Source organism: Corynebacterium sp. LaCa_205 (assembly GCF_057458085.1).
Genome location: NZ_CP190931.1, coordinates 776,019 through 800,534, shown reverse-complemented (window position 1 = coordinate 800,534; position 24,516 = coordinate 776,019). Strand labels below are relative to the sequence as shown.

At 58.6% G+C, this 24,516-nt stretch carries 21 protein-coding genes; 10 read left to right on the top strand and 11 right to left on the bottom strand.

The window, feature by feature from the left end:
* Positions 1-116 precede the first annotated feature (116 nt).
* On the bottom strand, positions 117-986 hold the full coding sequence (locus ACP8J1_RS03970; protein WP_023021936.1) for a patatin-like phospholipase family protein: 870 nt from the start codon (positions 984-986) through the stop codon (positions 117-119).
* Between the two features lie 25 nt (positions 987-1,011).
* Here ACP8J1_RS03970 and ACP8J1_RS03965 point away from each other — a divergent pair, with 25 nt between their 5' ends.
* Genes ACP8J1_RS03965 through ACP8J1_RS03955 form a run of 3 tightly spaced genes read left to right on the top strand, consistent with a single transcriptional unit; the run spans position 1,012 to position 2,302 of the window.
* The gene (locus tag ACP8J1_RS03965) at positions 1,012-1,353 is read left to right on the top strand and encodes a hypothetical protein (RefSeq protein ID WP_023021937.1); all 342 of its coding nucleotides are present in this window, start codon (positions 1,012-1,014) and stop codon (positions 1,351-1,353) included.
* Positions 1,354-1,364: 11 nt separating this feature from the next.
* A complete protein-coding gene (locus ACP8J1_RS03960) occupies positions 1,365-1,742 on the top strand; it encodes a hypothetical protein (protein WP_023021938.1) in 378 nt (125 codons plus the stop codon).
* 20 nt (positions 1,743-1,762) lie between these two features.
* Positions 1,763-2,302 (top strand): gamma carbonic anhydrase family protein, encoded by a 540-nt coding sequence (locus ACP8J1_RS03955; protein ID WP_023021939.1) that lies wholly within the window; start codon positions 1,763-1,765, stop codon positions 2,300-2,302.
* Here the strand turns inward: ACP8J1_RS03955 and ACP8J1_RS03950 are convergent.
* The gene (locus ACP8J1_RS03950; protein ID WP_023021940.1) at positions 2,299-2,952 is read right to left on the bottom strand and encodes a hypothetical protein; all 654 of its coding nucleotides are present in this window, start codon (positions 2,950-2,952) and stop codon (positions 2,299-2,301) included. The two genes, ACP8J1_RS03955 and ACP8J1_RS03950, sit on opposite strands and share 4 nt — an antisense overlap.
* A 231-nt stretch (positions 2,953-3,183) precedes the next feature.
* On the opposite strand from ACP8J1_RS03950, the gene ACP8J1_RS03945 reads away from it, so the two are divergent.
* Genes ACP8J1_RS03945 through ACP8J1_RS03935 form a run of 3 tightly spaced genes read left to right on the top strand, consistent with a single transcriptional unit; the run spans position 3,184 to position 7,372 of the window.
* On the top strand, positions 3,184-5,562 hold the full coding sequence (locus ACP8J1_RS03945; RefSeq protein WP_023021941.1) for an MMPL family transporter: 2,379 nt from the start codon (positions 3,184-3,186) through the stop codon (positions 5,560-5,562).
* Positions 5,555-6,154, top strand: a complete 600-nt coding sequence (locus ACP8J1_RS03940) for a TetR/AcrR family transcriptional regulator (RefSeq protein ID WP_023021942.1) — start codon at positions 5,555-5,557, stop codon at positions 6,152-6,154. The genes ACP8J1_RS03945 and ACP8J1_RS03940 overlap by 8 nt, the downstream gene beginning before the upstream one ends.
* Before the next feature lie 42 nt (positions 6,155-6,196).
* Entirely contained in the window at positions 6,197-7,372 is a 1,176-nt protein-coding gene (locus ACP8J1_RS03935) for a DUF6882 domain-containing protein (RefSeq protein ID WP_023021943.1), read from the top strand.
* On the opposite strand, the gene ACP8J1_RS03930 is transcribed toward ACP8J1_RS03935, so the two are convergent.
* Complete coding sequence (locus ACP8J1_RS03930; RefSeq protein ID WP_023021944.1) at positions 7,349-8,392, bottom strand: 3-hydroxyisobutyryl-CoA hydrolase; 1,044 nt, start codon at positions 8,390-8,392, stop codon at positions 7,349-7,351. The genes ACP8J1_RS03935 and ACP8J1_RS03930 overlap by 24 nt on opposite strands.
* Before the next feature lie 68 nt (positions 8,393-8,460).
* Here ACP8J1_RS03930 and ACP8J1_RS03925 point away from each other — a divergent pair, with 68 nt between their 5' ends.
* Both ACP8J1_RS03925 and ACP8J1_RS03920 read left to right on the top strand, forming a co-directional pair.
* Positions 8,461-9,258 carry a Cof-type HAD-IIB family hydrolase gene (locus ACP8J1_RS03925; protein WP_023021945.1) on the top strand — a complete coding sequence of 266 codons (798 nt, stop codon included), beginning with the start codon at positions 8,461-8,463 and terminating at the stop codon, positions 9,256-9,258.
* A gap of 120 nt (positions 9,259-9,378) precedes the next feature.
* Positions 9,379-13,071: an acyltransferase family protein gene (locus tag ACP8J1_RS03920; protein ID WP_023021946.1), complete on the top strand. Its 3,693-nt coding sequence runs from the start codon at positions 9,379-9,381 to the stop codon at positions 13,069-13,071.
* 184 nt (positions 13,072-13,255) lie between these two features.
* Here ACP8J1_RS03920 and ACP8J1_RS03915 read toward each other — a convergent pair whose 3' ends face one another.
* Positions 13,256-13,579 (bottom strand): putative quinol monooxygenase, encoded by a 324-nt coding sequence (locus tag ACP8J1_RS03915; RefSeq protein ID WP_023021947.1) that lies wholly within the window; start codon positions 13,577-13,579, stop codon positions 13,256-13,258.
* 86 nt (positions 13,580-13,665) lie between these two features.
* Positions 13,666-14,256: a hypothetical protein gene (locus tag ACP8J1_RS03910; protein WP_034656430.1), complete on the bottom strand. Its 591-nt coding sequence runs from the start codon at positions 14,254-14,256 to the stop codon at positions 13,666-13,668.
* 168 nt (positions 14,257-14,424) lie between these two features.
* Between ACP8J1_RS03910 and ACP8J1_RS03905 the strand changes: the two genes are divergently transcribed.
* Entirely contained in the window at positions 14,425-15,339 is a 915-nt protein-coding gene (locus ACP8J1_RS03905; RefSeq protein WP_023021949.1) for an AEC family transporter, read from the top strand.
* Positions 15,340-15,343: 4 nt separating this feature from the next.
* Here the strand turns inward: ACP8J1_RS03905 and ACP8J1_RS03900 are convergent, their stop codons facing one another.
* Both ACP8J1_RS03900 and ACP8J1_RS03895 read right to left on the bottom strand, forming a co-directional pair.
* The gene (locus ACP8J1_RS03900; protein WP_023021950.1) at positions 15,344-17,077 is read right to left on the bottom strand and encodes an alpha/beta-hydrolase family protein; all 1,734 of its coding nucleotides are present in this window, start codon (positions 17,075-17,077) and stop codon (positions 15,344-15,346) included.
* Positions 17,044-18,852, bottom strand: a complete 1,809-nt coding sequence (locus ACP8J1_RS03895) for an ABC-F family ATP-binding cassette domain-containing protein (protein ID WP_023021951.1) — start codon at positions 18,850-18,852, stop codon at positions 17,044-17,046. The genes ACP8J1_RS03900 and ACP8J1_RS03895 overlap by 34 nt, the downstream gene beginning before the upstream one ends.
* Positions 18,853-18,944: 92 nt before the next feature.
* Here ACP8J1_RS03895 and ACP8J1_RS03890 point away from each other — a divergent pair, with 92 nt between their 5' ends.
* Entirely contained in the window at positions 18,945-20,288 is a 1,344-nt protein-coding gene (locus ACP8J1_RS03890; protein ID WP_023021952.1) for a hypothetical protein, read from the top strand.
* Here ACP8J1_RS03890 and ACP8J1_RS03885 read toward each other — a convergent pair whose 3' ends face one another.
* The 4 genes from ACP8J1_RS03885 to ACP8J1_RS03870 form a co-directional block, all read right to left on the bottom strand.
* Entirely contained in the window at positions 20,289-21,269 is a 981-nt protein-coding gene (locus tag ACP8J1_RS03885; protein ID WP_023021953.1) for a 4-(cytidine 5'-diphospho)-2-C-methyl-D-erythritol kinase, read from the bottom strand.
* On the bottom strand, positions 21,269-22,129 hold the full coding sequence (gene rsmA / locus ACP8J1_RS03880) for a 16S rRNA (adenine(1518)-N(6)/adenine(1519)-N(6))-dimethyltransferase RsmA (protein ID WP_034656465.1): 861 nt from the start codon (positions 22,127-22,129) through the stop codon (positions 21,269-21,271). Before rsmA ends, ACP8J1_RS03885 begins: the two co-directional genes overlap by 1 nt.
* Positions 22,130-22,200: 71 nt before the next feature.
* Positions 22,201-23,382 (bottom strand): resuscitation-promoting factor, encoded by a 1,182-nt coding sequence (locus tag ACP8J1_RS03875; protein WP_023021955.1) that lies wholly within the window; start codon positions 23,380-23,382, stop codon positions 22,201-22,203.
* Between the two features lie 285 nt (positions 23,383-23,667).
* The gene (locus tag ACP8J1_RS03870) at positions 23,668-24,495 is read right to left on the bottom strand and encodes a TatD family hydrolase (protein WP_232212582.1); all 828 of its coding nucleotides are present in this window, start codon (positions 24,493-24,495) and stop codon (positions 23,668-23,670) included.
* Positions 24,496-24,516 lie beyond the last annotated feature (21 nt).

The following is a 24,516-nucleotide window of genomic DNA, read 5'->3' as shown; positions in this document are numbered from 1 at the left end:
CGTGAAAGACACTTTCTTCAAAGCCTGCACTCGGCATCGCTACTGCTTAGACCAGTTTCACCGTCGACCGACCACCCCCAGCAGCGGTACATCTCACAGCAACTATCCAAAGTGAACTAGTCGAGGAGGAATTCCTTCCACCGCGGCCACTCCGTATAGGTCTGGGCTTTACCCGCCTGATAATTCGCGCTCAGCTTGTGCACATTGCGCTCGGTAGAGGCCACTTGCATGTCCTCCGGAAAAAATAGTTGGGCTTTACCTTGGCGTTCCAATTCCACAAGGCGGTCCTTGGCGGCATTGTAGATAGCGGGGCGGGATATAAGGGCGTCGGCAATAGCGGGGTACCTGCGGAAGATGCGGCGGATTAAGGCCGGGCGCGCCACCTCAGGACGTACATACCCACGCGGCTTAGTACCGATGAAAAGGAACTTCTCGTAGCCGGCCTCCTCCGCTTGCGCGATGGTGATGCCGCCGGAAGAGCCCAATGCGCCATCTACATATGGTGCACCGTCGATAAAGCGCATCGGCATAATCAGTGGCAATGTGGACGAGGCTCGCACCCGCACAAAAAGATCCTCCGGGGTGTGAACATCCTCGCGCGTCCAATAAACGGACTCGCCGGTATCCGCACGCGCTGCCGCCAGCACCATATCGGCTGGGTGCTCGCGGTAAGCCTTCCAATCAAAGGGCAAATCCTTATCCGCAGCGCGCTCGTAGATATATTCCGCATTAAAATAGCCCGTTCCACGCACCAGCGACCCCACACCGCCAAAACTAGGATTCTTGGCAAAGTCCGTAAACGACTCTTCCGCACGCCGAGCATCGCGCGATAAATAATTAACGGTGTGGGATGACCCGGCTGAAACACCGCCTACCCAACCAAAGTCCACGCCTTCTTCGATGAGCTTAACCATGCAGGCGGCGGTATAGGAATTGCGCATGCCGCCGCCTTCGATAACGAGTGCGGTGTTCTTAGCGTCAATCATGATGCCCCATACTACGCTGGACCCAATGAAGCGCATTTTCCGGCAATTACTCGCGGACGAGGAAGGCACCTTCGATATCGAAACCGGCCAGCAACCCCGCACCGGGTTTGCCTACGCCCCTACCGCAACGGCGCTACTGAAAGCAGATGAGCCCACTCCGGACGCGATACGCACAGCCCTCGCACGAGCCAGGCGAGAGGGCGCACGCTATTTCAGTACCTGGCGCCACCCAGGCGGCCCTCTAGTATTTTTTGCCACGGCGGTTACCCAAGACGAATCTCTCGCTCGCGAGCACGCTGCCGCTACGGGGCAGCGCACCTACTTTGATCTAGAGCGCGGCCACACCGTTACCGTGCGCGCTCACTAGGCTAGAGACTTATGGGATTAAAAAATGCACTTTCTCGGCTCACCGGCACGCAGACCCCTCGCTTAGCGCACCCCGATTCCACTGCCCCCACTGCCCAGGTGGAAAGGCTGGAAATCCACACCGCCGGGTCATTGATCATCGTGGTCACAAATCAGCCCGGCGCGGAGTTTCTGCGCGAGATAGCACGCTCCCGCGAGTCGGCCACCCTGGTTTCTCCCACCGCAACGGTTCATTTCCCGGCTGCGAAGAAGGATGCCCTGCCCATCAAGGATCCCCGGCGCGGCTGGGTTATTCCGCTTACGCCCGCGCTTGCCGACGCCCTCTTAGACCACCTTCCCCGCCCCGGCGAATATGAGCTCTCCCCTGCCTTGGCTTTAGTAGTCGAATAACTTTTGAAAGGAATCCGCACATGCTCCTGTTGCCCTTTGCTGGAAAGAAGCCACGCATCCATCGCAGCGCGTGGATTGCGCCTAATGCCACCATCATTGGAGACGTAGAAATCGGCCCAAAATCCTCCGTATTTTATGGCAGCGTACTGCGCGGCGATGTAGGGGCAATTCGGATTGGCGCGCGGTGCAATATTCAGGACAATTGTGTCTTCCACGTGGAAGAAGATACCCCCTGCGTACTGGAAAATGATGTCACGGTGGGACACATGGCGATGGTCCACGCCGCACACGTGGAGTCAGGTTCTTTAGTGGACATGTCCTCCTCATTACTTTCTCGCTGCACGATCGGTGCGGGCTCGCTTATCGCCGCCGGTGCCGTGGTACTAGAAGGCACAAAAATTCCGCCGCGCAGCCTTGCCGCCGGCGTGCCGACCAAGGTCCGCCGCGAACTCAGCCCAGAGGAGTCGGAAGCTTTCATCCCACATGCGGCGCGCTACGTGGAGTGCGCCCAGCGCCAATCTAGTGAGGCATTAAGCCTGGATGAAGTCCTCTTTGATTAAAGCGACACTACGCCCATCAGGATAAGAAAGATCGCCACGAGGTAACCACCAAAGAGAGCCACTTGAGTGCTATTGGCACGGGCAGCGGCAAAAAGCCTGCCCGCCGCCGACTCGGGATGCGCGCGCACCACAGCGATAAATAGGCCACAGATGGTAGGCAAGGATAGCGCTAGGCTGGCATACCACACTAGGCCTCCATATTGTACTGCCGGAGAGATATCTTCTGTGGCCAAGTGCATGAGCCCGTAATAAAAAGGCACCGAGGTTAGTGATTGCACCACGCCCATCACAAAGCCGATGAGTGCAGTAATCAGCGACGGCGTGCGCAATGGTTCTAGTAGCCGGTTGACCAAGGCGTTGGGTTGCCCTTTGGAGCGCCACGAGCCGATAGCGACGGCGATGCCGACTGCGACCAACACCCAGCCGGCAATGGGCGAGCTCAAAATGGCCTCAATTTGATCTTTTACTCCAAGCAGAAAAAACATGACCACGGCCGCTGCAACGAGCACCCCGACCCAATCTCCTACCACCACCAATGCGGCGATGCGCCGGTACTTACCGCGGGGCAAGATGATGCCGATGGCCACAAGGATGCCAATAAGCAAGGCATTAACGGAATCCAAAAGGGCGAAACTAACGGCATGGAGCATGCCGGATAGTCTACCGCTCCACGCCGAAATCTCCGACGCTGCAGAGATTGAATGTTTTATCTCTCGATAGCGTCAATTTATGATGCACCACACGTACCTTTGCGTACACCCAGTAATTTTGCATAGACTGTGCAATGTTTCTTATGAAATGCAATCTTTGCTCGCGGATCGCATATCCGCGCTTATCCGCGCGCATAACATTGCCCGTTCACTCGACTAGAAAGCACGCATATGTCTAAATTTCTCTACCGACTAGGAAGTTGGTCATACCGCAAGGTATGGCCCTTCCTGGCCTTTTGGCTTATCGTCTTGGTGGCCATGGTGGGCCTAACCGCCGGCTTTGCCAAGTCGCCGAACCCCAACTTCTCCATGCCGGAGATGGATTCGACCACCACCCAAGACAAGATGATGGAGCGCTTTGGCCAAGACACCGACGCCATGAGCGCTCCCGAGGGCACAGTGGTTATCCAAGCACCGGAGGGCAAAGACCTCACCGATAAGCAGGTGGCCGGCGAGGTGGATAACCTCCTCGGTGACCTCAAGGACACCGGTGCGCTCAAGGACCAAGACAAGCTGGTCAGCCCGGTTATGGCCGCCGCTGGCATGGAAAAGCAAATGGGCGAAAAAATGAAGGCCCAGCACATGCCGGAGGAGCAGGTGAAGAAGAACCTGCAACAGCTCTCCCCTCTCAGCGAGGATAAAACTACCGGTACCGTCACTATTACCTTCGACGCCGATGCTGTCATGGACATCCCGGAAGAGGATATGACTGCGGTAACGGATGTGTTGAACAAGTACGACGAGGGCGAGCTCACGGTCAAGTACCAGGGCAATGCTTTTAACTCCGCTGGTCAAGAGATGGGTGGCAGCGCCGAAATTATCGGCCTTATCGTTGCCGCAATCGTGCTGCTGATTACCTTCGGTTCCTTCGTCGCCGCCGGCATGCCGCTTATTTCCGCCATCATCGGTGTGGGCATCGGCATCCTTGGCGTGCAGGTTTCCACCGTATTCACGGATACCATTTCCGATATGACCCCGACCTTGGCCTCTATGATCGGCTTGGCGGTCGGCATCGATTACGCACTATTTATTGTTAACCGTTTCCGCAATGAGCTCATTACCTCTTCTGGCCTCAATGATCTTTCGCCTAAGGAACTAGCCGCAGAGCTCAAGAAGATGGATAAGGCCACCCGTGCTCACGCCATGGGCATGGCGCTGGGTACCGCGGGCGGTTCCGTCGTCTTCGCCGGCACCACCGTGGTCATTGCCTTGGCCGCTCTGACCATCATCGGCATTCCGTTCCTGGGCACCATGGCGATCGCCGCGGCAGCAACGGTCATCATCGCAGTGCTCGTTGCCAATACCTTTATCCCTGCCCTGCTGGGACTTTTGGGCACCAAGATTTTTGCCGGCCGCGTCCCCGGCCCCAAGGTGCCGGACCCAGAGGACGAAAAGCCCACCATGGGTCTGCGTTGGGTGCGCCGTGTGCGCGCCCATCCGTGGCTGCATCTTATCGCCGGCGTCGTCTTGCTGGGCATCCTGGCTGTACCATTCGCCCAGCTGCGCTTGGCCATGCCCACCGATGGCACCGCGAAGCCGGGTACCCCGCAGCGCGAGGCCGATGAGATTACGGCAGATGCCTTTGGCCCAGGCCGCAATGCGCCAATGATCGCCTTCGTTGACGTAGCTAACGTGTCCGAACAGGATCGCATGCCGGCGTTCCAAAACCTGCTGCAGGAATTCAATAGCACTTCGGGTGTAGAAAACGCCCAGATCGTGCAGACCACTGACAACGGTGATGCTGCACAGATCATGATCACGCCAACCACTGGCGCCACCGATGAAGAAACCACCGAGACCCTCAACCACCTGCGCGATTACCAGGGTGAGTTTGAAAAGACCGGCGGCTCTTATGGCATCACCGGCATCACCCCCATCTTCGATGACATTTCTGAGCGCCTCAATAACGTGCTCATTCCTTATGTAGCCATCGTGCTGGGCTTGGCCTTCATCGTCTTGATGCTGGTCTTCCGCTCCATCTGGGTACCGCTTATCGCCGCAGCCGGCTTCGCTTTGTCGATGGCCGCGACCTTCGGCATCACCGTAGCCATTTGGCAGGAGGGTATGTTCGGCATCGTCGATGACCCGCAGCCGCTTCTTTCCTTCCTGCCCATCATGCTCATCGGCCTTACCTTCGGCCTGGCCATGGACTATCAGGTTTTCTTGGTCACCCGCATGCGCGAGGGATTTGTCAATGGCAAAACGGCTGGCAACGCTACCTCCAATGGCTTTAAGCACGGCGCCCGCGTGGTAACCGCTGCGGCCCTGATTATGATTTCGGTCTTCGCCGCCTTCATTTTGATGGACGAGCCGTTTATTAAGACCATGGGCTTTGCCCTGGCTGCTGGCGTGCTTATCGACGCCTTCGTGGTCCGCATGATGATCATCCCAGCCACCATGTTCGTGCTGGATAAGAAGGCATGGTGGTTCCCGCGTTGGTTGGATAAGATCACCCCAAACATGGATATTGAGGGAGAGGCTTTGCACTCAGAGCGCGAGGAGCTCTTGCGCACCCAACGAGAAAAGGTAGGCGAAACACACCGTGACTAGTCTGCGCGAAGAAAAGAAGCGAGCTACTCGTCAGGCCATGGCCGATGCGGCAGCGCGCCTCGTCCTCGACGGTGGCGCTGAAGCTGCCACGGCTTCAGGCATAACTGCCGCCGTCGGGGTTTCCCCGCGCACCTTCCATAACTACTTCTCCTCGGTTTCTGATGCGCTGTTGTCCTTTGGCACCAATGTGCTTGCCGAGTTTTCTAAGGAAGTGCCCACCGTCTTTCCTAACTCATCCATTTCTGAATTCTTCGAACAGGTAACGCTCGATGCCACCGAAAATGAAGGAAAAGAGTTGCATTCCATCACCTCTCTTTTCACTATCGGCGAGGCTTTAGAAAACTTGAGCCATACCACCGAAGAGCGCCAACAATTCCAGGTCGTATCCGAGCAGGTTTTGGAAGCTTTCCACCAACGCGTTCCGGATAAATCGCGCTTTGAGGTCGCGGTCATCCTCCAGGCCTGTGCGGGCGCCGCCGCGGTGAGCATGAAAGAAATCCACCGCCGCTCCCAGGCCGAAGAATCACTGAGTGCTCACGCCAAGCATGAGATAGTACGCACGGCCTTTGCTGCCGTGCGCGCCATCGACTAGCTAGCCTAATGGGCGCTTTAATCCGTATGCTCGGCAGTAGTTATGGATAAGAAAGCCCCTATATCGAGCACCGCGCATAACGCCCGCTTCATTCAGGCGGGCGTTAATGCCGCATTTCAAGACCGCATTGGGAAGGCGACCGACGTGGAATTTAATTTCCTCGGCCCCTCCACGGATGGTAAAGGCGATTTTGTCACCGATCAGCTAGTGGAGGCGAGGATAAGTTCCACGCGGCAGGTTTCTGATTTCCGTGGCGTGCGGCTAGCCGTCATTTCTGCCGACACCTGGCACTGGACCACCACGGCCACCGAGAATTGTGCTGATTTGCCACAGAGTATCTCGATGACGAGAGACCCTGAAAGCATGATTGCTTTAGCTTCCCTCATCGTGGGCAATATGCCGATACTTCGGGCCCAGCAGGGTGAGCACGTGGCTATCGTTGCGGTAGATTTTCACCCTCGCCTGGAGTTTCGCCAGGCCCTGCTGCACGGCCTGCGGCACAGCAGAGCGGACGAGGATGAAAAGGCCCCTACCCTCACCCTTGCTCGTTACTTGGACATGGACTCCACCGAGGAAGAGCCGTACGTGCATTTTTCCGATGGCACCACGGTGTGTTTCGAACCAGCCGACCACGGCGTGCACAAGATTTCCAGCATCACCCCGGGTTTTAGCGCCACCAGCATCCTCGAGGATGCCTTTTATCTCGGTGTGGAGAACCAACTCTATTTCCAGGGCCGTTTCCCCGCCGCCACAATTGACCTCGATGTAGACAAGGCCACCGCTACCGTGTCCTATCGCGGTGGGCAGTTTGCGGCGAAGGCGGTGCTTATAGCCACCATATCCGCTGAGGAATTCACCTGGGCTTGGGCCGATCCTTCGCTTAAGGACTCTGCGGCCGCCCGGTGGGCAGGCAGTTTGGCACGCTTTGGCATGAACGAGGTCGTCCCCGAGTTGGTTCGCCCACACCTTCCGCTCCAGCTGGCGCGCAGGCAACAACTGCCCCACCTGGCTTTGCCTATCCTTGGCATCTGGACGCTGGCTGGCACTACGCTTTCCGACGGCCGCGTGGGCCTCGTCCTCCTCGATGCGCCGGAGCTGCACTTGCCCAAGCCTACGCCCACCGCCACAGCGGCAACGTTAGAAGTTAGCCCTCCCGATTGGCTCGATGCAGATCGTGCCCGCGCCGCCTACGCGTCATTTCGCGGGGTGGACGTGTAGGGCGCTGCGGATGGCGTCCACGTCGACGTCGTCAAGCGCAGCTGGCTCAAACGCTGCATCGTTGGTTTTGTCTACCAAAACCGCACGCACTCCCTCGGCGAAGTCCGCCCGCCGATACATAAAGGCGCCCAGATTGGTTTCCATGTCCAGCGCCTCCCGCACGCTGCTGCACTCCTGCTCGGCGCGGAATAGCTCCATGGCTGCGACGATAGAGGTGGGGCAGGCCTGCGCAGTCAGCTCCCCTACCAGCTGCTTGAGCTCTGGGTGACTATCCAAGGCCGCGGTGATATCCTGCCAGGTCTCGTGGGAGAAGGCGTCTTCGATGGAATCAATAAGCTCAATCAAAGCGGGCTCACCCGCGGGTTCGGTGGCGTGCTGGGTTAGCGCTGCGGCCATGCCCTGCTCAATTACCGCGTGAGCAAAAGCCTCTGCGTCTGCCACGTAGTGAGTGGCCAACCCACTCCACAGGAGGTCTGCGGCGTACATGCGATACCCGGTAATACCCCAGAACTTCGCTAGCTCGGGCGAGGCCTTTCCGCGCGTTCCCACCGCGCGCTGGGCGGCATAGGCCATGCCTACGTCGGTGACGTAGCCGATATTCATCTCTGGCATAGAAGCAAAGGTCTTATCCGTAACTACTCGATGGGATCCATGGGCGGAGATACCCAGGCCACCTCCCATAGCGATGCCATCGATGAGCGCGATAACTGGCTTGGGATACTCCGCGATATCGCCGTTTAAGGTGTATTCATCCGCAAAGAACGTGTCGACTTCGCCTAATTTTCCTTCCAGGACCCTTTCGCGGGCATAGCGGACGTCACCACCGGCGCAATATGCCTTTGGGCTGGCCGAGAGAAAAAGCACCTGCTCCACCTCATCGTTTTCACGCCACTGCGCTAGCGACGCCGCGATGAGTTCTACCATCTCCGGGGTGAGGGAATTGAGAGCCTTGGGACGGTTGAGTTCAATCACTCCGGTATGGTTACGGATTGAGGACACGATGGGTGAAGCGTTGGTCATACCCCCTAGTGTGACACACAGCTCACCCCCTTAGCCACCATTGATTGATTCACAGATAGGTTCGGATTTTGCTCCCACAGCTCATCGCCCTGGATATGGACGGCACCCTACTGGACGGCAACGGCCAACTTCCACCAGATTTTTCCGCGATCAGCACCCGCGCCCGCCAGCTCGGCGTCACCCTTGTCCCTGCCTCGGGCCGCCAGCTTGCCACCCTGCAAGAAATGTTTCCGCATGAAGATACCTTCATTGCAGAAAATGGCTCCGTCGTCGTGCACGATAATCGGGTCATTAGCGCTACTACCCTGCCCACCGCGGCAGTCCGCGCTGCCGTTGCCGCTCTCCGCACTGTCGACGCCGCGCATACCGTCGTGCTGTGTACCCCAGATACCGCTTTTGTCCACAAGGGCGCCGATGAGCAGGCCCGCGCAGAAATTTCCAAGTACTACAGGTCAGTGGAATGGGTAGATGACCTCGGTGCCCTTCTCGACGCGGACATCATCAAAATCGCGGCTTACTGCGCCGACGGCAGCGAAAAGCACCTCCACCAGCCTCTCCTCGCGGCCGTTCCGGAGCACAATATCGCCATTTCCGGCGCCGTCTGGCTCGACGTCATGGCCGCGGGCGTCAATAAAGGCGAAGCGCTACACACCATGGCCGAGCTCCTCGCGGTTCCCATGTCTCGCACCGCCGCCTTCGGCGATTTCCTGAATGACTACGAGCTCCTCCGCGAGGCCGGCACTGCTATCGCAATGGAAAATGCGCACCCAAAATTGAAAGAAATCGCCGATCTCATAGCCCCACCCAATACCGAATTTGGTGTCATGACAGTCCTGCGTCAGCTTTTTGACAGCGAAGAGTCCTAGAATCGAATTTTCGTCTCCGGCCCGCGTGCCGCTTCTTTACTTCACCCTCATGGGAGAAAACCTCGTACGCAGGCTAAAATAGTCCGTTTAGAAAATATACGTAGTGCTTTGGGAGTTTTTGTGAAGCAGATTTTGCGCTCACTGCTGGGCAAGAAGAAACCTGGGCGTTCAGATGAACCACGCCCATCGGTCTATCAGGCAGTAAAGCCCAAAGCTGGCTCCACCAGTACATCTCGCCCTTCTGAGAACAAGGCCTCCGCGCCCCAAAAATCAGACAACACCGAGTCCACCACCGGTGCAAAGCCCACGACGCCGCAAGGCAAGTCCAAGGACCAAGCCAAGGAGAAGCCTACAAAGGCCCCCGAGGCCAAACCCGCGGCTGAGGGCACCCCCCGCCCCAGCACCGCGAAACCGCACGCTTCTCAGACCAATTCCGCTCAACCGCAACAGGTTAAGCGGTCCGCGCAGACACCTGCAGCCAAGGAGCCAAAGGCCAAGCCTGCCACTCAAAAGTCTGCGCCTAAGCCTGCCGGCGCCAAGCAAGACGCGCCAGGGGTTTCTCCTAAAGCAGCTACAAAGAAGCAGGCAGAATCGCGCGCGCCGGAAAAGAAGCCACAGCGCAACGCACATGAGCCGGTTCAGCGTCCACGCCGCGGTGCGAATTTTAGTACCCCGCCATCCCGGGCCGCCTCAAAAGACGACTCTGCCCGTGGTGCTTCCCCTAAACCTGCCGCAAAGCCTTCTCGGCAAGAGACCGGAAGGCCCTCACAGCAGGCTCGGCCTGCCACGCAAAAGCCAGCGCAGCCTCCCAAGCCATCCACTCCGCCTAGCGCAAAAAAGGCTTCCCAGAAAGCGGCGGCACCGCGCTCGTCCGCAACTGAAGCAAAGACGGTTTCTAAACCGGCCGCACAACAAAAATCCCAGCCCCAACAACCCAAGCCTGCCACCACCAAACCGTCCCCAAGTAAACAGCAAACGCACAAGCCAGGCCCACAGAAACGCGTACAGGCACACCCGACAAAGGAGCAGTCCAAGCCACAGCCATCATCACCTAAGAAGAAGGCTCAGCCTTCTAATCGTTCCCAGCCATCTCAGGGCAAAGGCTCATCGCGCACGCCTACGGCACCACAGCAGAAGTCTGCCCCAGCAGCATCATCGAACGCCCCAGCGCCGAAGAAGGGCACCACTGCCCCAAAGCCACAGGAAAACACCCCAAAGGGCGCAGCGAACGCTCCCCAAAAGCAAACTAAGCCGGCTCAGAATAAATCCGCCGCCAAGAAGGAGAAGGTAGCGCCAGCAAAGCCTCAGCAAGGCGGCCCTTCACAAACCAACCTCCACAAGCAGCAGCCGCAGGGCCAGCAGCCACGGCCCAAGGAGTCTATGCCACAGAGCAAGGCCAAGAAGGCTACAAAGCTGCGTCCACAGGTAAAGCCAACCGATATCAGCCGCGGATTGGCCCGAAAGTCACAACAGGTAGGCGCTCCCACCCCGGCTCAGCAAAATCCAACACGCGCTGCCCAGAAGTCAAAGGATAAGCAACAGCCTGAACAGCCTCAGCCGAAGCAGGTAAAGCCCCAAGCTGCTTCTAAGGGAGCATCTGCCAAGGCAAGCAAGTCCGCGGCTGAGGGCGCCATCGCGGGCTCGGGTGCGGTAGCCGCTACCGCCGCAGAGAAGAAGCGCGAAAACGCGCAGTCGCCCCAGTCACAGCAACCAGCGTCCGATAAGAAAAAGGCCCAAGCTGTGGCGACGCAGGCACCAGCGGCTGCGAATAAACCTGCACCTCAGAAGGCTCCGGCTGGGCAGTCAGAAGGCAAGTCCAAATATCCGCTTCAAAAACAGACCAAGGACCCTGAGGCGCTGGCGACACCGCCGGAGAGCAAGGTAGTCAAGAAGAAGCGCCATGCCCGCCTCCGCCAGGTCAAGGGGCTTGACGGACTGCGCGGCCTCGCGGTCATTGCCGTGGTGCTCTATCACTTCTTCCCTGCCCTCCTTCCCGGAGGTTACTTGGGCGTTGACCTCTTTTTCGTCCTTTCCGGATTCCTCATCACCTCGTTGCTGGTGCGTGAATTCCGTACCTCCGGCAGGATTAGCTTGAAGGACTTCTGGGTGCGACGATTCCGGCGTATCCTCCCAGCCGCAGTATCAGTTCTCGTCATGTGCACCGCACTGGTGGCATGGATCGGCGGGGACTTAGCGGTGGGCTTGCGCCAACAGTTCTTGGGCACTTTGTTCTTTGTCAATAACTGGACACAGATTGCGACCTCCCAGTCCTACTTCGCGGACAATGAGATTCAGGTCTTTGCCCACTATTGGTCGCTGGCCGTGGAAGAGCAGTTCTATGTAATTTGGCCGCTCCTTATCACGGGCATTTTCCTCATTTCTCGCCATAAGCCGCGCCGACTTCCTATCCTCGTGTCCACGCTTTTAGCCCTCGGATCCGCCGTGGCCATGGCGCTTATCTTCGTGCCCGGTGAGGACCCGACGCGTGTCTACTACGGCACAGACACCCACGCTTTTGGCCTGCTCACTGGCGCCGTGCTGTCTCTCCTGATGACTTCTACCCAATCGAATCCACAGGCCGATTCTTGGGCCGCAGCGGGCAAGGCTGAGTCCCGCATCGCTGGAGTCATCGGCACTTTGGCTCTCATCGGCTACGGTGCGCAGCTATTCCTCATGCCAGATGACGCGGAGTTCACCTACCGCGGTGGGCTCTTCCTCACCAGCGTGCTCGGTGTCCTTATGGTGTGGGGCGTGGTCCGCGAATACGGTCCTATGACCCCGCTATTTAGGACCAAGGTCATGCGCTGGTTTGGTCAGCGCTCCTTCTCGCTATATCTCTGGCATTGGCCGGTCATCATGATGCTCAAGGCGCTTTTCGAGGGCAACCAGAATTCCGATAAATCGTGGATTCTGGGCCTGGTGGCCGTACCTATTTCGCTGCTACTGTCCGAGATTTCCTACCAGTTCATTGAGAATCCTTTCCGCCGCGGCGGCTATAAGAAGACATGGAACACTTACTGGTCGTCCCGCCCAGGTTTTAGCGAATTGCGCGACGGATTTGGCAAGACCATGTGGCCGGTAGTCCCGTTCCTCGTCATTGCCTCGGTGGCCGGGGTAGTCTACGGCGTAATTAACTCCAGCGATAAGACCGAGTTGGAGCAGCAATTAGAGCAGCTTCAGCAGCAGAACCAGAGCAGCAACAATGCTCCGGCTCAACCTAATGATGCTGCCCCGCAACCGCCTGTCGCGGGCGACGCCGACAAGGATGACTCGAAGAATACGAAGACCCGCCCCATGCCGCAGGGCAAGGACATTACCGCCATCGGTGACTCAGTGATGCTGGCTTCTAGCGGCGCCCTCAAACAACGCTTCCCGCAGATTTACGTCGACGCAGACGTATCCCGCCACTACACTGCAGGCATTCAGATTCTGCAGCAACTCAAGGATTCCGGAAAGCTGCGCAATACCGTCTTCCTCGGGTTCGGTACCAATGGCCCTGCCTTCCCGGATCAGATCAAGGAAGCTCTCGATATCATCGGCAAAGACCGCACCGTTGTCATGGCTGTACCCTATGGTGACCGTGAATGGATGTCCCAGTCCCAGCAGGATGTCCTCGACGCAGCCAAAGAATACGACAATGTATACGTCGCTGACTGGTGCGGACACGCTCAGAGCGACCCCGCAATCCTCTATTCCGATGGTGTTCACCCAATGCCAGAGCGCACCGGCGAGTACTCGGACGCATTCTACGATGCTCTGCAGCAGTACTCGAAATACGACAAGACCGTGTCCTCGCAGTGCGTGCCGCAGTAAGGCAAAGGCAATATGGGGAGGTAACGGCGTCGGCAAGCGCCTAGCCCCTCCCCCGCCCTTCGCGCTCACGGAGGGCTCGTGCTCCACTGATAGCAACGACCACAGTGAGCGCGAAGGGTAGTGAGCTAAAGGAAAAGGCTCGTCTTCTACCACGTGGTAGAGGACGAGCCTTTTCTCTTTGGGATTAGTCGACGGAAAATTCGCCCATCTTGTCCCAGCCGGTGCGGCCGTCAATATGGACGTTAATGATGTCTGGGGTTTCCACGAGGTACTTCGGGAACTCCTCGGTCGAGCGTTGGAAGTGCTCGCTCTGGACGTGCTCGACATCCTTGCCGTCGGCGTAGGACTCCAGAAGCAAGAAACGCTGACGATCTTCTGGATCGCGGAACCACTTGAAGTCGATGCAGCCCGGCTCTGCATTGCAGGCCTCGGTGTACCAGTTGATTTCATCGAGGAAGGTCTCTGCGTATTCGGGCTTGACGTGGAACTGTACGTTGATCAAAATCATGCCCCGATTCTACCGGCGCCGTGCGGCTTCGTCATCGTTTCAGATGAATGCTAAGAACGCGGCGGAATCGAGGCTTGGGGAAAAGTTTAGTTGAGGAAGAACTCCGCAACATAGATGTAGGTCCCGTCGTAGGCGGTTGCCACGCCAAAGCCGTGCTGGGGAGCAGCGTTGACCGGGACATCGCGGTTGAACCAGTTCAGGCGATCTTGCGCCTGCTGTTCGCTAAGGCGACGAACTGTGCCCTGGCCCTCGTCCTTGTGATTCAAACCGTGAGCAATGCCGCCCTTGTACTCAAGCTTGCCGGCAGCACCTTGATTGGCCCATTCCTGGGCGATAGCCGCTGCACGCGCATCTTTATGGTGCCCAGCCTTTTCGAGGTGGGCGGTGGTGGCGGCGCCTAGCTGGCCGGCAACCTTGGGCGCCTGGCCCACCGGTTTGGCGAGGAATTCTGGCAGCGGGATATTGTACTTCTCAGCCAGCTCATAGGCTTGCGGCGGCAGGGTGAGGCGGAAATCTTCTAAAGCGGCGAAAGGATCAGAAGAAAGCTGCTGAGCCTGCGAAGAAGCCTGCTGGATCTGTGGCGGCAAGGCCGGCTGAGCAGAGGCCACGGTGGAAGTACCGGTGACGGCGAGAGCGGTGGATACGGTGGCTACGATTGCGCGGTGAGAAAGCTTCATGCCCTCCACCGTGCCATAAAGCACAAGCAGTGTGGAAGGCGTTTCCGTGGTGCTCAGGCATTTCGATACAACTTTGTTATGGTCCCCCCGTGTCTTATGACCGACAGAGATAATGGGACAATTGCCCACAGCGAATTTTTCTTTAGTACTGCGAAAGGTTGTTGACTGTTGCTGGACGTATTGACCGGTTTTGCAATCATTTTCGTAGTCATCGGTGTGGGATTTGTGCTGGCGCACAGGGGCGTTATTGGCAAAGGCGAGGCACGATTGCAATTCAATCGAACGGCCTTTTGGGCGGCCACGCCGGCACTCATTTTCTCCAGCGTGGCTAAATCCGATACCTCTGCCTTCGTGTCCCCAGTGGTGGCTGTTATAGCTGCTGCATCCATCGCCACCATGGCGTTGTATTGGCTGTGTAGCCAGCTATTCTTTTCCCGCAGCGGTGCCGAAACCATGGCCGGTGCCGCAGCGGCAAGCTATTACAACTCAGTCAATATCGGTCTGCCCATCGCTACCTATGTCATTGGTGATGCCACGTACGCTATCCCGGCCTTAGTTCTGCAAATGGCGGTGCTTTCTCCGTTTATCATCGCGGGGCTCAATGCGCAGGGTACAAGCATGCAATCTATATGGCGCTCCGTAGTCTCAGGGGTTACCGCGCCCGTAGTGTTGGCAGCGGTGGCGGGATTCATCGTCTCCGCAGCAAAATGGCAGGTACCGGAAGTAATAATGAAGCCACTGGAGATTCTGGGCGGCGCCTCTATCCCCATGATTCTCATGAGCTTTGGTGCCTCTTTAAAGGGCGACGCGCTGCTGGAAGAAGACCGCCTGCCCACCATTACCGCGACGGTATTGAAGTTGGTGGGAATGCCCGCTATCGCGCTGGCGGTTGGTGCAGCACTAGGTCTTGACGGCGCGGAGTTGTATGCTGCGTTAATTCTGGCTGCCTTGCCCACGGCGCAGAACGTGTATAACTATGCCGCCACCTATGAGGTAGGAGAAACCGTAGCCCGGGATACGGTTTTTCTCACTACCTTCCTCTCGCTGCCGGCGATGCTGGCCATCGCGGCCCTGTTTGGCTAAACACCTAGTAAACGCCGACGTCGAGCGCGGCGAATTCGCGCTGTAACTCATCGGGGTCGATGGCTCCTGCCACGTCTGGACCTGCGATGGCGGCAAAGCCATCAAGTACCGATGCTCCATAGTTGTGACCGTGCCCATCGGAAACATCTTTTGCACCGGGCAAATCGGCCGCCACTTGGAGAGAGGAGATGATGGGCATCCATCGCATCACGCGCTCGGCAGAATACGGCGTCCGTTCGCGCATCCAATCCGGCTCCTTGAAAGCCATCTGTGGAGACCACCAGGCCACTGGGTCCGAGGGATGTTGGATATAGAGCATGCGGGTGCGTCCCCACTCTTCTTCCGGCACCGGTCCCCACTGGCGTACCTGCGCGTCATCGTTAGCAAAACGCACCACGAGGCCCCCGGCGTATTCGGGGGAAATTTCGGAGGATCCGGGATCACGCCTTTCCACAAATTGCGTGCGCAGGCGATTAAAGTGCGGCGGGCCGGTCAGCAGAATGCCGTCAACGGAGTTGGCGATGTCGCGCACCCCAGAAAAAGCCGCTTCAATACCGGTGGTGCCCAGGGATTCACCATAAAGGTAGAGCTTCGGTCGCTTGTCCTCCGGCAGCCCGTTCCACCAGTCCACGATGGGGTTGATGAACTCTTCCCCGGCGCGCTCTACCTGGCCACCGCCCGATAGGAAGTGCAGGGCGGAAGGCATAGCGGAGTATTGGGCGGCTGCAATGGCGGTATCGCCACCGTAGAGTAGTTCGAAGGCTTGAGCAGAATAGGAAGACACCCAGCCCGTACCGGTGGTCATAATGAGAAGCAGGGCTTTGCGGTCTTGGGCGTGGGTGCGCTCGAGTTCCTCGATGAGCAGCTGCGCTCGCTCCTCATTCGAGTCACGATTGCCCAATCCGGCATAAGCACGGATGGGTTCTTTGGCAGGCTTTCCGCTTACCTTCTCCAATTCCGCGCGGTGCGCACCGGAAGAAAGGAAACGCGAGCCCTGCAGGCCCACGCCGTTCCAGTCCACACGGGACTGCGGGGAACCACTGCGCTCTGCGGACATGGGTCGCTGCATGGCGGGATCGGGGTCGGCGTTTTGGGCGGTAAAGATCCTCTCGCCCACACCAACGATGGCGCCGGGGATGAGGTTTTCCACGGTGTAGGTGCCCACGAGGGCTACGATGAGCACCGCGCCCACGACGCGATAGGCGGCGCGGAAGCGGTGGGGAAAGTGGCTGGAGAGCCAACGCACGCAAAAGCGCAGCACGCGCAGAATGAAAAGGAAAGCAGTGAATACTGCAAGAGCGAGCGGAACCACAAGAATATAGCTGGCAATGGTCGGCGCTGGGGCGGCTAGGGCCTCTGCAAGTTGACGCTGCCAGCGCACGGCAAAGACCGCAAAGCCCACCATCCACAGCACAAAAACTCCGGAGGCGATGCGAGAAGCAAGGCGGTAGCGCCGGGGCGGCCACGTGGTGGCATCGAGCCAGGAATACCGTGGTGCCGCATAACGCACCACGAGCCGGTACCACACGTGTTTGAGGGCAATACCCAGCGTATAACCAAGTCCTGCGGCAATGCCGGAGACCAGCCCTTGGTAGAGCCAGTCACGCGGCAGGAGGGATGGGGTAAGGCCTAGGGTAAAAAGCGCCGCAGCGCCGATAATGCCCCACAGGTCAAGGTGACCGACGATATCGGCGATGCGGGCTTCTACCCTTCGAGCTTCTCCCCCAACTCTAGCCATTCCATCTCCAGTTCCTCGTAGGCGCTACGGTTGTCCTTGAGTTCTCCGTCTAGCTCGGTCAAGGCTTGAGTGTCGACCTTTTCCGCGGCAGTCGCCATCTTCTCATTAATCTGCGCGGCCGCCTTCTCGAGCTTGTGCATCTTGCGCTCCAGCGCGTTCATTTTCTTGGTGATTTCGCGCTCTTGCTGGGAAGAGAGCTTCTTTTCCGGCTTAGGAGCAGAGCTGTCTGGCTTCTTTTCGCCCAAGTTGAGCACGCCGGAGTTGTGTTGCGCCTCAAGTGCGGCGCGCTTGCGCAGGTACTCATCGATGCCGCCGGGAAGGTTGGTGAGTTTGCCATCGCCAAAGAGCGCATAGGTATTGTCCGCGATGCGCTCAATGAGGTAGCGATCGTGCGAGATAACCACCATCGTGCCCGGCCAAGAGTCAAGGAGAGACTCCAGTTCCTGTAGGGTATCGATGTCGAGGTCGTTGGTGGGCTCATCGAGCAACAGCACATTGGGCTCGGCCATCAGTACGCGGGTGAGCTGCAAGCGGCGGCGCTCGCCGCCGGAGAGATCCCCCACCGGGGTGCGCTGGCGCTTGGCGGAAAACCCTAGGCGCTCAGCAAGTTGGGAGGCAGAAAGTTCCTTTTTGCCGAGCTGGACATAGGTGGCAACGTCCTCGACGGCGTCGATAAGCCGACGCTGCGGATCCAAGTCATCGAGCTCTTGGCGCAACCAGCCAAGGCGCACGGTTTGGCCCTCGATGCGCTTGCCGGCCGCCAGCTCGTATTCGCCGGCCAGGGTGCGCAGCAGCGTGGTCTTGCCGGAGCCATTGACGCCTACCAAACCAATGCGCTCGCCGGGGGCTAGGCGCCAGGTAAGGTGATCCGCCAAGGTGCGACCGTCTGGGGACTTCACGGTGGCATCCTCAAGCTCGATGACCACGCGGCCTTGGCGCTGCTTAGAAAAGGCCATGAGCTCGACCTTATTGCGCGGCTCCGGCACGTCTGCGATGAGCGCCTCGGCAGCTTCAATCCGGTAGCGCGGCTTGGACGTGCGGGCAGGCGCGCCACGACGCAACCATGCCAGCTCTTTGCGGGCGAGGTTCTTGCGTCGCTGTTCCATGGCATCGGCCTGGCGGGCGCGCTCGGCGCGGGCGAAGGTCCAATCGTTGTAGCCGCCCTCGTAGGTATCAACCACGCCATCGTGGACTTCCCAGGTCCACGTGGCTACGGTGTCGAGGAACCAGCGATCGTGGGTGACCACGACTACGGCCAAGTTGCGCTTAAGGAGGTGATCTGCGAGCCACTGCACTCCCTCCACGTCAAGGTGGTTGGTGGGCTCATCGAGCACCACGAGATCCAAGTCCTGTACCAGCGCGGCGGCTAGGTTCACGCGGCGGCGCTCGCCACCGGAGAGTGAGCCAACTGGGGTATCCAATCCCAAATCCACAATGCCCAGGCCGCCCAAGACATCGCGCACCTTGGCATTTGATGCCCACTCATAGGTTTCCAGTTCGAGGGGTTCGATAATGACTTGGGCGATGGTCAGTTCATCGGGTAGATCGAAGCGCTGGGTGACCACGGCCATGCGTAGATCAGAGGTATGGGATACGCGGCCGGCATCGGGTGGTTCGATGCCGGTAAGTACCTCCAGCAAGGTGGTTTTGCCACCGCCATTAACGCCGACGATGCCGATGCGATCGCCGCTTTGCACACCTAGGGACACCCCGTCTAAAAGGGTTTTTAATCCATAAGTTTTGCTGACTTGCTCGAGGTTAATCAGGTTTGCCATAACGAGTGTCCATCTTAATACCTCCCTGCCTGTACCCCCGCATTTCTGCAACCTATTGCTATTGATTTTCAAGTCCAATACTCTGCCAATGTATGAAACACTACACACTTTCTCTCTGCGCCGTGCTTTCCACTGCGGCGATAGCCATCGCTTCCTGCTCTGCCCCCACCGAGGAAGAAAAGGACTCACTGCACTCCCGCGACCACGCACATAGCGAGGCCGAGCATGCCCATGAACACGACCATGACCATGACCACGAGCACGGTCATGACCACGCCGGACACTCACACGAAGGCTTTGAAGCCGAAGAGGGAGAAACCGAGGTAGCCCAGCTGCCCACCCGCATCGTTATCTCCCATGCGGATGGTCTAACCGCCTATGACGCCAAAACGGGCAAAGTAATCGGCGAGGACAAGATGAATGCCTTCCTTCGTCTCAGCGATGCCGGCGATAATCGCCACGTCATGGTGACTAAGGGCGATAGCTTCCTCACCTACGACACTGGGCGCATCACCAAGGGCCATGGCGATCACAACCACTACTACACCGCTGAGCCCGCGCTTGGCGACGCCCCCATTAAGGCACCGCATGCCGGCCACGTGGTCCACCACGATGGCTTTACCGCACTATTTTCCGATGGTGATGGCGTGGCAAAGAATTATAAGACCGAAGACATTGGCAAAAAGGACGCCCAGCCAGTCAATACCGTTGACACCGGGGCCGCACACCACGGCGTGGCCGTACCGCTGAAGGATGGCTCGGTGGTCATCACTAAGGGCACCGAGGACGAGCGCCACACCATCCAGCATCTGGATAAGGAGGGCAAAGTTCTTACTGAGACCACCAAATGCCCTGGTGTCCACGGCGAGGCTGCCGCTGGAAACGGCAATATTTTCTTTGGCTGCGAGGACGGCCCGGTGGTCTTTGATGGCAAGGAGTTCCACAAGGTAGACGCCTCTGCTTATGCCGGTGCAGGCGGCTACCAGCGCTCTGGCAATGCCGCCGGTTCGGAAGAATCCGATGTCATCCTGGCCGATAATAAGACCGACAAAGACGCAGAGCTCGAACGCCCTACCTCCGTAACCTTGGTAGATACCAAGGATTTTTCGGCCAAGAAGGTAGACCTCGATGCTTCTTATTGGTTCCGCTCCCTAGCCCGCGGCCCGCTGGGCGAGGCACTTGTGCTGACCACCGACGGCAAACTCAACGTCATCGACCCAGATTCCGGTGAAATCACCAAGCAGATTGATGCCATCTCCCAGTGGAAGGAAAACAAGGAATGGCAGCAACCAGGACCTATCCTTCAGGCTGCCGATGGCTATGCCTTTATCACTGACGCCCAGAAGAAGCAGCTCGTAGTCATTGACCTCCTGCAGGAAAAGGAAGTCAACCGCTTCGACCTCGACATCGAGCCCACCGAAATGACGGTGCTCTAGCTACAGCACCACGGCGCCGCTAGCTGGCCCCTTGGTAGCCACTCCCTTGGTTCCGGGAATCTCCACCGTCACTTGGGACACTACTTCCTGAGCTTCTTCTGCCCCAGCGCAAAGGAAGGCACAGGTCGGACCACTGCCGGAGACAATCCCTGCTAGGGCTCCGGCGGCCACACCGGCCTCCAGGGTCTTGCGCAGGTCTGGGCGCAACGACAGCGCTGCCGGCTGCAAATCGTTATGCAAGTGCTGCGCCACTCGGTGCGGATCGCCCGAGATGAGCGCCTGCGATACCGCTGCGGTGTCCAGGTGTGGCTCACCTCCGCGGCCCTTTTCCCGCATCTCATCGAGCTTATGAAAGACCTGCGGGGTAGAAAGCCCACGGTCCGAGGCGATGAGCGCCCAATCGTAGGTACCGCGCGTCATCATCGGGGTCAGCTGCTCGCCGCGCCCCGTGCCGAGCGCGGTGCCTCCCAGCAAGGTGAAGGGAACATCCGAGCCCAATGCCGCGCCCAGCGCGTCTAGGATTGGCTCCCCCACCGAATCGATGCCGTAATAGCCGCCATAGCAGCGCTCGGCCAATCGCAGCGCGGCCGCCGCATCCGCCGAACCACCTGCCATGCCACCGGCGGTAGGAATGACTTTGTGGATTTCCAGCGCTACCTCCGGCAGCGCCTTCGGCCCATGGGTGCTGTACAGGTACTGCATGATACGGTTTACCGCGGTCCACGCTAGGTTCGTATAGTCTTCTGGCACGCCCTGCGCGTGAGGGCCTGTAACCTTCAGGCCCTGAATGCGTGGCTTATCTACCTCGGGGTTCCCCAAGTCAGTCAGCGTTACTGTGTCATGTAGCTCTAAGGACTGAAAAACACTGGCAAGCTCATGAAACCCATCCTCTCGCGGTTCCTCCACTCCCAGGTGAATATTGACCTTGGAGTGAGCCCGCGCCGTGTAGACGAATGGTTCGTTATCGATGGGGGCGGTCATTAGATTCCTGCCAATCGTACGAAGTCCTCCACGGCGAGCTTTTCGCCGCGTTGCTTCGGATCGATGTCCGCAGCTCGCAATGCTTCCTCGGCGGCTGCTCCCGAACCAAAGTGACCCGACAATGCCGCACGCAGGGTCTTGCGGCGTTGGGCAAAGGCGGCGTCGATAACCGGCCAGACCTTAGCACGCGACTCGTCAGTAACGGGCCACGGAGCAGAGTCGAAGACGTCAATACGCACCAACCCAGACTCAATATTGGGCGCGGGCCAAAAGACGTTCTTACCAATCGTGCCCGCCTTGGAGACCTTGCCATAAAATCCCGCTTTGACCGAAGGCACGCCGTACACCTTGCTGCCCGGCTGCGCAGCTAGGCGGTCCGCCACCTCTAGCTGGACCATAACCAGCACGCGACGAATGGAAGGAAAAGTCTCCAATAGGTGCAGCAGCACCGGGACGGCCACGTTATACGGCAAGTTGGCTACCAGAGCGGTCGGCTCAGTGACGTCAGCTTCTGTTACCCGCAGTGCGTCCTTTTCCACCACCTGAAGACGCTGGGCATATTCCGGGGCGCGCTCAGCCACGGTATCGGGCAGCTGTGCAGCCAGGCGCGAGTCGATTTCTACCGCGGTAACTTCTTCCACAGCCTCTACCAGGCCGAGGGTTAGCGAGCCCAAGCCCGGCCCCACCTCGAGGACGCGGTCTGCGGGATCCAACTCGGCCGCAGCGACGATGCGCCGAATGGTATTCGGATCATGCAGAAAGTTCTGCCCTAGCTTCTTCGTGGGCACAATGTTGAGCTTCTCCGCGAGGGCGCGGATCTCTACGGGGCCCAAAAGCGCGGCGCCGGTGGAATCAGTCATGCCTTCTAACTTAGTAGAAGAGATGAAAAAGCCGCACACCACTTAGGTGTGCGGCGATAAAGCGCTTCAGTCTAGCGCAGGCCCAGCTTGGAAGTACATGCCGGCCAAGCGCCCCAACCCTGCGCCGCCTGCACCTTCTGTGCCACGGCAATCTGTTGCTCGCGGGAAGCCTGCCATGCCTCCGGTGCGTACTCGGTGCCACCGAATGCGGCCCAAGTGGATGGAGTGAACTGCAGGCCACCGGAGAAGCCATTGCCGGTATTGATAGCCCAGTTACCGGTAGCCTCGCACTGTGCGATGGAATCCCAGACGGAGCCATCGGCGACAGCCGGAGCAGCAGCACCAGAGTTACCGCCCTCCTCTGGCTTTTCTTCTTCGGCCTTCTTGGTGCCGCGGGCGATGGTGGCAGCCTTAGGCTCTACGGTCACCTTTTCTTTGATGACGTCATTAGATTCCTTGGCGCCGTCCTTCATCACCAGCTTGCGAGTGATAACGCGCTTGCCCTTAACGCCTTCCTCGCGGACCTCTTCGGTGCCCTCTTCCAGCTCCGGGTCATCAACAAAGTTAGGCTCGGCTTCGAACTCTTCCTCAGAGTCATAGGTCGTAGTGGAAACCTGATCCACCTTGATGGACATGCCATCGGTAACCTTGGTGTCCTTGGACGGGAAGACACGATCATCGTCATCAACGTCGATATTGCGCGCCTTAAGAACGTCCTCGACGGTCTTAGCAGCAATCTTGGTATAAGTTACCTTGCCACCATCATTAATCTTGACGATCTTCGGGGAAACGACCTCTAGGTCCATGCCCTCTTCCAGCTGGGCATCCTGGTCCACGTCAGCGTCACCGGACTTGACGGAAGCGCCCTTGGCCACGCCGCTCAAGTTACCCAATAGGTCAGAAACGGTGAGGTCGGTGGTGGACAACTGCTGCTGCACGCCGTCGATAGTCACGGCCACCGGCTTGGCGGTGCGAACGGAGATCTCATCGCCATCGCCCACAGACTCGGACGGTGCCGGGTAGACGATGTCTTCCTCGCTCACCTGAACGCCAGCTGCCTCCAGCGCGCCGTCAACGTCTTTGGCAAAGGTAGCCAGTTCCACCTTGTCGCCGTTAACGTCGACGGTGACATCCTTTTGTGCCGCAACGGCAACGACGCCGCCCACGGCCAAGGTGCCCAAGACGCCACCCGTTGCCAGGCGCAGTGGCAGCGAGCGGGAGTTATTGATGCGCTTGATTTGATGAGGTGACATGCCGAATGAATCTCCGATAGTGCAGGTTTCAACAATTATTAGAGTTTAGGCCAGCAAGAATTTCCGCGCAGGCAATTGCATTGCTCAGATCTGCTGCTGCCGCACCGTGGGCGGCGCTGCGGATCCCTAAAACCTAAACGAACGATTAATAACAATACGATAACAGCAACATAAAGTCGAGAACCAATCCGCCACATGCCTCACTGAGCACACAACCGCCACACCAAACACCCACGCCACCCCTGGCCAGCGGGTTTTGAAATTGTGAAAACCATCACCCAGGAGTTAGCCCAGGCCGTAGACGCGGTCAAAGGTTTCGTTAACCTCCGCCGCTAGCGCCTGCACCGTCTGGTGGCGTACACGGGCGATGCATTCATATGTGTGCCCGATAAGAGCCGGTTCATTGCGTTGGCCGCGGAAGGGTTCTGGCGTCATATACGGTGCATCAGTTTCCACCAGCAGCTGGCCGGCCGGCGCCTTGGCAGCCGCCCGCCGCAGCTCGGCGTTGCGCTTAAAGGTTACGTTGCCGGCAAAGGACAACACGTAGCCGCGCTCCAAGGCCTCCTCTGCTACCTTCAGCGGCGAGGAGAAGCAGTGCAGCATGACGGTGTGGGGAGCGGGGGCGTCGGCAAGGATGCGCAGCAAGTCCGCATCCGCTTCGCGGTTGTGGATCATCAGCGTCTTGCCATGGCGCACTGCAAGGTCAATATGCCACCGCAGGGATTCCTCTTGCTGGGCCATGGTCGCGGTGGTCTCTGGCTCATGCTGCACCCAGTACGCATCCAGTCCGGTCTCCCCCACCGCGACGCAGCGCGGATCCGCCACCATCTCTTCCAGCGCTGCCTTGGTCGGCGCATCCAACTCATTAGCGCGCACTGGGTGGATGGCACAGGCAGCATAAACATCCGGGAAGGCATGTGCAGTCGCCAGAGCCGCTGCCGATTCGCGGCGGTCATCACCAACCGTCACCATGCGGCTGATACCGGCGGTGCGTGCGCGATTCACCAGCACTTCATCGGTGTCCTTGTGCGAGAAAAGATGCGTGTGCGCATCAATAAGGCCACTGAGGCCCGGTGCCGGAACGGGAGTGGGTCGTCGCTTCTTTTTAGCCATGCACGCAATTGTAATATTGGC

Excerpts from the sequence above, each read along its gene's own strand:
- rsmA (WP_034656465.1), bottom strand. The coding sequence starts at position 22,129 with ATGACTGATTCCACCGGCGCCGCGCTTTTGGGCCCCGTAGAGATCCGC.
- ACP8J1_RS03875 (WP_023021955.1), bottom strand. The coding sequence starts at position 23,382 with ATGTCACCTCATCAAATCAAGCGCATCAATAACTCCCGCTCGCTGCCA.
- ACP8J1_RS03945 (WP_023021941.1), top strand. The coding sequence starts at position 3,184 with ATGTCTAAATTTCTCTACCGACTAGGAAGTTGGTCATACCGCAAGGTA.
- ACP8J1_RS03915 (WP_023021947.1), bottom strand. The coding sequence starts at position 13,579 with ATGATTTTGATCAACGTACAGTTCCACGTCAAGCCCGAATACGCAGAG.
- ACP8J1_RS03885 (WP_023021953.1), bottom strand. The coding sequence starts at position 21,269 with ATGACCGCCCCCATCGATAACGAACCATTCGTCTACACGGCGCGGGCT.
- ACP8J1_RS03900 (WP_023021950.1), bottom strand. The coding sequence starts at position 17,077 with ATGGCTAGAGTTGGGGGAGAAGCTCGAAGGGTAGAAGCCCGCATCGCC.
- ACP8J1_RS03930 (WP_023021944.1), bottom strand. The coding sequence starts at position 8,392 with ATGACCAACGCTTCACCCATCGTGTCCTCAATCCGTAACCATACCGGA.
- ACP8J1_RS03890 (WP_023021952.1), top strand. The coding sequence starts at position 18,945 with ATGAAACACTACACACTTTCTCTCTGCGCCGTGCTTTCCACTGCGGCG.
- ACP8J1_RS03910 (WP_034656430.1), bottom strand. The coding sequence starts at position 14,256 with ATGAAGCTTTCTCACCGCGCAATCGTAGCCACCGTATCCACCGCTCTC.
- ACP8J1_RS03970 (WP_023021936.1), bottom strand. The coding sequence starts at position 986 with ATGATTGACGCTAAGAACACCGCACTCGTTATCGAAGGCGGCGGCATG.
- ACP8J1_RS03960 (WP_023021938.1), top strand. The coding sequence starts at position 1,365 with ATGGGATTAAAAAATGCACTTTCTCGGCTCACCGGCACGCAGACCCCT.
- ACP8J1_RS03935 (WP_023021943.1), top strand. The coding sequence starts at position 6,197 with ATGGATAAGAAAGCCCCTATATCGAGCACCGCGCATAACGCCCGCTTC.
- ACP8J1_RS03870 (WP_232212582.1), bottom strand. The coding sequence starts at position 24,495 with ATGGCTAAAAAGAAGCGACGACCCACTCCCGTTCCGGCACCGGGCCTC.
- ACP8J1_RS03895 (WP_023021951.1), bottom strand. The coding sequence starts at position 18,852 with ATGGCAAACCTGATTAACCTCGAGCAAGTCAGCAAAACTTATGGATTA.
- ACP8J1_RS03965 (WP_023021937.1), top strand. The coding sequence starts at position 1,012 with ATGAAGCGCATTTTCCGGCAATTACTCGCGGACGAGGAAGGCACCTTC.
- ACP8J1_RS03950 (WP_023021940.1), bottom strand. The coding sequence starts at position 2,952 with ATGCTCCATGCCGTTAGTTTCGCCCTTTTGGATTCCGTTAATGCCTTG.
- ACP8J1_RS03955 (WP_023021939.1), top strand. The coding sequence starts at position 1,763 with ATGCTCCTGTTGCCCTTTGCTGGAAAGAAGCCACGCATCCATCGCAGC.